At 58.5% G+C, this 6490-nt stretch carries 8 protein-coding genes; 6 read left to right on the top strand and 2 right to left on the bottom strand.

All coding sequences use genetic code 11. The features are described from left to right. The first annotated feature begins 57 nt into the window (after nt 1-57). From ABIA96_RS26870 to ABIA96_RS26850, 5 genes are all read left to right on the top strand, one after another. Nucleotides 58-612, top strand: coding sequence for a macro domain-containing protein (locus tag ABIA96_RS26870; protein WP_354140050.1), 555 nt, complete (start codon nt 58-60; stop codon nt 610-612). Continuing rightward, the gene (locus ABIA96_RS26865) at nt 612-1163 is read left to right on the top strand and encodes a TIR domain-containing protein (protein WP_354140049.1); all 552 of its coding nucleotides are present in this window, start codon (nt 612-614) and stop codon (nt 1161-1163) included. The genes ABIA96_RS26870 and ABIA96_RS26865 overlap by 1 nt, the downstream gene beginning before the upstream one ends. Nucleotides 1164-1533: 370 nt before the next feature. After that, the gene (locus ABIA96_RS26860; RefSeq protein WP_354140048.1) at nt 1534-1722 is read left to right on the top strand and encodes a hypothetical protein; all 189 of its coding nucleotides are present in this window, start codon (nt 1534-1536) and stop codon (nt 1720-1722) included. Between the two features lie 374 nt (nt 1723-2096). Further along, nucleotides 2097-2615, top strand: a complete 519-nt coding sequence (locus ABIA96_RS26855; RefSeq protein ID WP_354140047.1) for a hypothetical protein — start codon at nt 2097-2099, stop codon at nt 2613-2615. Continuing rightward, a complete protein-coding gene (locus ABIA96_RS26850) occupies nt 2615-3418 on the top strand; it encodes an HNH endonuclease (protein ID WP_354140046.1) in 804 nt (267 codons plus the stop codon). The genes ABIA96_RS26855 and ABIA96_RS26850 overlap by 1 nt, the downstream gene beginning before the upstream one ends. Before the next feature lie 12 nt (nt 3419-3430). Here ABIA96_RS26850 and ABIA96_RS26845 read toward each other — a convergent pair whose 3' ends face one another. Then, a complete protein-coding gene (locus tag ABIA96_RS26845; RefSeq protein ID WP_354140045.1) occupies nt 3431-3760 on the bottom strand; it encodes a hypothetical protein in 330 nt (109 codons plus the stop codon). Nucleotides 3761-3785: 25 nt separating this feature from the next. After that, on the bottom strand, nt 3786-4151 hold the full coding sequence (locus ABIA96_RS26840; RefSeq protein ID WP_354140044.1) for a hypothetical protein: 366 nt from the start codon (nt 4149-4151) through the stop codon (nt 3786-3788). A gap of 352 nt (nt 4152-4503) precedes the next feature. On the opposite strand from ABIA96_RS26840, the gene ABIA96_RS26835 reads away from it, so the two are divergent. Then, complete coding sequence (locus ABIA96_RS26835; RefSeq protein ID WP_354140043.1) at nt 4504-6405, top strand: ParB/RepB/Spo0J family partition protein; 1902 nt, start codon at nt 4504-4506, stop codon at nt 6403-6405. Nucleotides 6406-6490 lie beyond the last annotated feature (85 nt).

The following is a 6490-nucleotide window of genomic DNA, read 5'->3' as shown; positions in this document are numbered from 1 at the left end:
TTCACCCCGCTGCCGCTCCGCACGGCAGCCTAACCCCGGCAGAGCCTCCACTTATCGATGCGGAGATGCTGTTCAGACAACCGGGACCAGCTCAGTCACGTTGTTTCAAAAGAGTCGTTACACGGCAAAATTATTGAGCGCATATTCAATGGGGACTCCTCCAAATTTCGTCGCGATGTCGATATTGCGCTGCAAGGAATCCCGGCGAAGAAGACGGACCGAACGATCAAACCTATTCTCCAATACCCGATAGGGACGACCGCGATTATTTCGAACGGCCCCCATCGTGTTTTCCTGGTCGCGATGTCTCGCACCGATCTGACGACCGCGAAAGCCTCCTCGACCGTTCCTCTGTTGTGGGATGCGCTCAAAGGAGCACTGCATTCGGTCCGAAATTTCGGCAATGGCGCTCCGATCTCGTTGCCCTTGATTGGGAACGGGCGCTCAAGTGTCAATATCGAACCCCAGCATCTCTTGCGACTGATCGTGCTCGCGTTGGTCGATTTTGGTCGCAACGCCGGCTTGCCAAATCAAATCAATATCATTGTCCCGGAGGCCTGTTTCGATCTGCTTGATATCCGCGAGATCAAACGCGACTGGAGTAAACGATAGTGGCCTACCGGAACGGCACATACATCGCATTTCACGCGGGTGGCACAACCGATCCAACTGCGTCGGACATCCGATATTACCGCATGCTCAAAGCTTGGCATGAGCACGACGATATCGAATTCCAGTTTATAAATAGCCACGACAAGGTGGCGGCAGTCCGCGACTCCAGCACGAAAGAGACTCTTCGCCGAAGTCTGATGGAGCGTCTAAATAATTCGCGGAACATGGTTCTCATCATTGGACCCACAACCCGCTTTGATACGGATTGGGTGCCCTTCGAGATCGAATATGCTGTTGACCACTGCAAAATTCCGATCATCGCGACGTACACAGGATTCTCATCGATTTTCAGACCTGCGCTTTTGAGTGAGCTGTGGCCTCCAGCATTTTCCCGGCGTATTGCAAGCGGCACGGTCTTTGCGATGCATATCCCGTTCAAGCAGAAAGCGATTGACGACGCAATCAGCCAATTCGATCACAATAATCTTCCGCAATCCCCGCTCTGGTTCTACTCACTGGAAGCACACCGCTCGTTCGGTATTAACGTGTAGGCTTTCGCTGCCATCACAAACTCATTTCGCCGGAGCAGTCGGTCCCGCATTCCGCCTACGGCGGCGTTATGCTGATACTCCTGCGGCTGCCTGGTTAACCGGTCTCGGGACGAGCCGTTGGTCTCTGCCCGGTTCGCAAGAGCACCGATAGAAGGTGCGAACCGTGCGCCGCCTTCGACGGCCATCTTTTTTTGTCAGGCAAAGTGTGTCGGAACTACCCCATCGGTGAGCTCCGATTTTGGCAGGATATTCGTGTGTGCGCCGTCTGCTGCTAAACTACCCCCCAACCGCTTGCCGGCATGTCCGGCAGATAACGTTTTTGTCTCCCGGATGGTTATGCCCCTGCGGCGTCACTCAATGGGAGAATACGATGGCGACCAAAGCGAAGAAGCCGAGTCACGAAGCCTATGTCGTGACCGGTGAAGGCGAGAGCGCGTTCTGGACCAAGGTCGGCGGGGTCTGGCCCCACGACGACGGGAAGGGGTTCAACGTCGAACTGACCGCCCTACCCGTCAGCGGGCGGCTCGTAATCCGCGAGCGTAAGGAGACTATCCCCTAACCGAGCCTGAACCACGGAAGTAGCTCTGTGCGATTCTTCCCGGAGCAGCGGCGAGGCACGCTGGCGCGGCAAGGGAAACCATCCTCCAGCGCTTGGAGATGGTCGAAGTCCGTTGAGAGCTGATGACCCGCAAGGTGCAGGGCTATTTGCCCCACATCGGAAACGGTGTGGGGTTTTCCTCTGATTGCAATTTACCCTCGACGCACTGTATCCCCACGAGCAGCAGCCATGCCAGATCCCTATTGTGCACACGGGAAAGGTGATATGGGCAAGTCTTTCAACTCGCGGGGCAGCCTATGCCAGAGACGCCTCAAACTAATCCAAGTCTGCCCGTTCAGAATGTCCTGATTGTTCACGCTGTCGGTGAGTGCCTCATGGCATGGGCGATGGCCGAAGAGACAGTCCACGAACTTTTTGTCCAACAGCTTGTAGCAAAGTCTGAGAATCCTAACCGGTTCACAGTCGCCAGAAGCGTTTGGTTCTGCATCATCGGCTTCGACAGCCGATTGAAGATGGCCGACGCTGCTATCAAGGCGAATATCAAAGATGAAGCGACGTTGGGAGACTGGAGGTTATTGCTGAACTATACCACCAAGATGTCCGCCCTTCGCAACGAGGCAGCTCACGGGATGCTGGCGAACTTCAACGGGGGAGAGATGAAAATAATGCCCTACGGCACTGACATGCTTAAGCGCAAGGAGCCTCTTACTCTCGCCGAGTTGAAACGTCGCACCACCCTTTTTGTTGACCTTGAAAAAGCACTTTCTTGGTTTCGGTGGAGCACTGGAAATCAGATCAAACCTGATGAGCACTTCGCCACGATGCCCATACCGGAACTGGTCATAACCCTTAGAAAGCAGGCGACGAAGAGCCGAAAGGGTCAAGAAAAATAGTGGATATTCAGGGACAAACGTTTCCGGGGTGCGGCCGGTGTATTTATTGCGGCTCTACTGGCCCGCTGAAGGACGAGCACATCATCCCCTTTTCGTTAGGCGGAAAGGCGGTCATCGAGGCCGCGAGTTGTGGGGAATGCGAGAAGGTAACGAGTTACTTGGATGGCTATCTCGCCCGGCAGATATTCCACGAATACCGCGCTCACGTTGGTATGAAATCACGCCGGCCGAAGCAGCGTCCTACGGAATTGGCCGCCACAATCCTCAAGGCTGACGGCACGGAGGAGGTCCGCACGTTCGCCCCGAAAGAACACCCCTATTTCCTGATAATGCCGGTTTGGAATCTGCCAGGCATCTTGCTCAACCAGGGTCCAACCCACAATTTCGAGATCATGCAAGCTCACGCCTATTGGTGGATACCGGAGAGCATGCAGAAGACCGCCGAAATGGGGCGGGAGCAGGTTCGGGCCACTGGGACGATAAACTACACGGCGTTCGCGAGGGGAATTGCCCGTATCTCCTACTGCCAGGCGGTAGCCCATTTGGGGCTGCTTGGTTTTGACGCCATGGATCTGCCGGCACTAATTTTGGGAAAGTACCCATATGTTCCCTATTACGTCGGCGTACCGCGGCAAGATCCTCCTCCGCCATTATCCAAAGGACATCTACACTGTATCCACATCGAGCCGATACGCGTCGGCGATACAGAGCACTGGTTGGTCTCTCTCCGTTTCTTCGCCCACAGCGGCTACGAGAATCATGGAATGCCCATCTACAAGACAATTGTCGGGCGACGTCGGTAGCTACGGTGGCACTTATTTGTTATCGAGCGTTAGTGCGGTCTTGGCTTCATTCGCCGCAACACACGCCACCACGAGGTCGAGGTAGTTATCGATCGCCTTCCTCAGAGAAGGCAGTTCTTCCGAATTAAATTGCTGAGGATCTGTTTCTCGCGGATATAGCCGAAGCATCACGATGCTGGCGCCGCCACCAGCCGACCAGGATGTTCCCTGCATCGTCCGCGGACTTTTCTCATGCGAGACTTTCTGGTCTCTCACGTCGCTAATGCGCTGTCGCAAATCAGCGACGGCGTCCAGCAACTCCTTGGAAATCGTCAGCCCCTTTGCCACAGCATAGTCGGACAACCGGCGCGAGAAGTCGTCGTGTGAGTCAAGCGCCAATCCGCGTGCCGGACCGAAAATAGTGCTCGAAGGCCCGCGCGATGTCATCGAGGACGATTTTCGCGAACAGATAGTAAGATTCGATTTGCAGATGGAGATCGGTGACGATAGGCAACGCCGCCTTTTGCAGCGCATGCTGCTCCGGCGTGACCGGATGGGTGCCCGGTTTCGTCAGTTTTCGTCCCGCTTCTGTGTTTGCAATAAACGCGGCGCTTGCTTCGAGATATCGCGCTTCGATGATTGCCAGAAATTCCAGGCGTCTGGTTACCTTCCCCCACGCGAACGCGAAGATGTTGGTATCAACGTCACCAAACCGCTCGCGGTGGGTGGAGATGAATTCAGCCAGCTTGTTCATTGGAGCAGCTTACTTCGATGGATCATAAAGCCCAAGGAAAACATAAATGGGCATAGCGCGTCAGGAGATCTGACCGGGCTCTACGCGCAAGCGCGCCGGGCCGAGGTCCCGGCCTTCGGTAACGATCCCTCGCGCAAGAAAGAGCTAAGGGGCGCCGCCCCTGGCGCATGGCAAGGGGTCGCGCAAGAGCGCTCGGCCGCAGCCGTCTCCCCAGTCTTCCGCGCTTCGCTTGTGCAGACCGGGCGATACCCCACGGCTGCGTCCGCCCTTGCACTTGCCTCCCCGGTCTCGCCGACGGGCAGAGGTTCAGCGCGCTTTTTGCGCTGAAACCTCAACCCGAAAGGAAATGAAGATGACCAAGAAAATCCAAACCAAGAGCGGCAGCGAAATTTTCGTGCCGCTGAACATGCTCAAGAAATCCCCTCGCAATGTTCGCAAGGTCGAACACACGGCGGCGGAAATCGAGGGCTTGGCCGCCAGCATTGCCGCCAACGGCATGTTGCAAAACCTCGTTGTCGAGCCGGAGTGTGATGGCGAAGGCCGCGAGACCGGCTTTTATTTCGTCACCATCGGCGAAGGCCGCAGGTTGGCGCAGTTGCTGCGGGCCAAGCGCAGGCAAATCAAGAAAACCGACCTCATCCGGTGCGTGCTCGATACCGAGCATGACGCGCATGAAATCAGTCTGGCCGAGAACGTCATCCGGTCAGCGATGCACCCCGCCGACGAATATGCGGCCTTTGCGTTGCTGCACAACGACAAGGGCATGGCGGCGGACGACATCGCGGCGCGGTTCGGCGTTACCCCGGCGGTGGTACGCCAGCGGCTCAAGCTCGGCGCGGTCAGCCCGGTGCTGATGGCATTGTATCGCGGGGGCGACATGAACCTTGAGCAGTTGATGGCCTTCACCATCACCGACGACCATGCCCGGCAACAGGAGGTCTGGCAGGGCCTTGGCTGGGACAAGGACGCTGATGCCATTCGCCGGGCACTGACCGAGGGCCAGGTCGCGGCGACTGACCGCCGGGCCCGGTTCGTCGGTGCCGACGACTACACCGGTGCCGGTGGCATCATCACCCGGGATTTGTTCGACGACGAGAACGGCGGCTACTTTGCCGATGCGGCGTTGCTGGACAAGCTCGTGCTGCGCAAGCTGGAGGGCGAAGCCGAGCGCGTTCGCGGCGAAGGCTGGGCGTGGGTGATGGTCACGCCCGAGTTTGACCACCGGGCGACCAGCGACATGCGCCGGGTCTATCCGACCGAGCCGGACCTCAGCGCCAAGAACCAGCGCAGGATTGAGAAGCTGGGCTTGGAATATGACGAGCTTGTCGCGGTCGCCGAGAACGAGGAAATGACCGAGGCGATGCAATCCCGGCTCAATGAGCTTGAGGCCGCGATTGAGGCTTTGAAAGGCGAGCCGGTCTACGACCCGGCGGACATCGCGGCGGGCGGCGCGTTCGTGTCGCTTGGCTTCGATGGTGGCTTGCGGGTGGAGCGCAGTTTCATCCGCAAGGCTGACGAGGCTCCGGTTTCGGCTGTTCGCAGCGAAAGCGAAGGAGAAGCGTCGTCCGAAAGCCGCGAGGCTTCCCCAGCCCTGCCGGAAAAGCTGGTGGCCCAACTCACCGCGCACCGCACGGCGGCGCTACGTGAGGCGGTGGCCAACCGTCCGGACGTGGCGTTCGTCGCGGTGGTGCATGCGCTGGTGGCTTCGACGTTCTATTTCGGCAACCGGATATCGTGCTTTGAGGTCACCGCGCGTACCGTGTACCTGTCGAGCGTTGCGCCGGGCATCGACGAAAGCCCCCTTGGCCGGGCGTGCAGCGACCGGCAAGCGGCACTGGCGTTGTCCCTGCCGGATGATGTGCAAGACCTCTGGGACGTATTGCAAGGGTTCGCGCAAGAGCAGTTGATGTCCCTGCTGGCGCATTGCGCGGCGCTGACGATTGATGCGGTCGTGCGGCCGGGTGGAACGTCATCCCCTACCCTGAAACACGCCGACACGCTGGCCGAGGCGGTCTCGCTGGACATGGCCGGGCATTGGCAGCCCACCGCTGCCAACTATCTAGGCCAAGTGACCAAGGCGGTCATCGTCGAGGCGGTGCGCGAAGGCGTATCCGAACAGGCCGCGAAGCAACTGGCCGACCTGAAAAAGCCTGCCATGGCCGAAGCTGCCGAGCGGTTGCTGGCGGACAAGGGCTGGTTGCCGAAGGTGCTGCGGTTGCCGCAACGCGGCGACCGCGAGGCGCTGGCCGCATAATCGTCAGGCCATCCTGCGAGCCGGGCCGCTTCGCGGCCCGGCTTCTTTTGCGGAAAAATTTGCCGCGCGCTTCGGGCGCGCGGCG

Origin of the sequence: Bradyrhizobium sp. LB11.1 (genome assembly GCF_040549385.1) — a bacterium.
Classification (GTDB): domain Bacteria; phylum Pseudomonadota; class Alphaproteobacteria; order Rhizobiales; family Xanthobacteraceae; genus Bradyrhizobium.
Note: the sequence above shows the minus strand (reverse complement) of the source record. Positions and strands in the feature narration are given on the sequence as shown.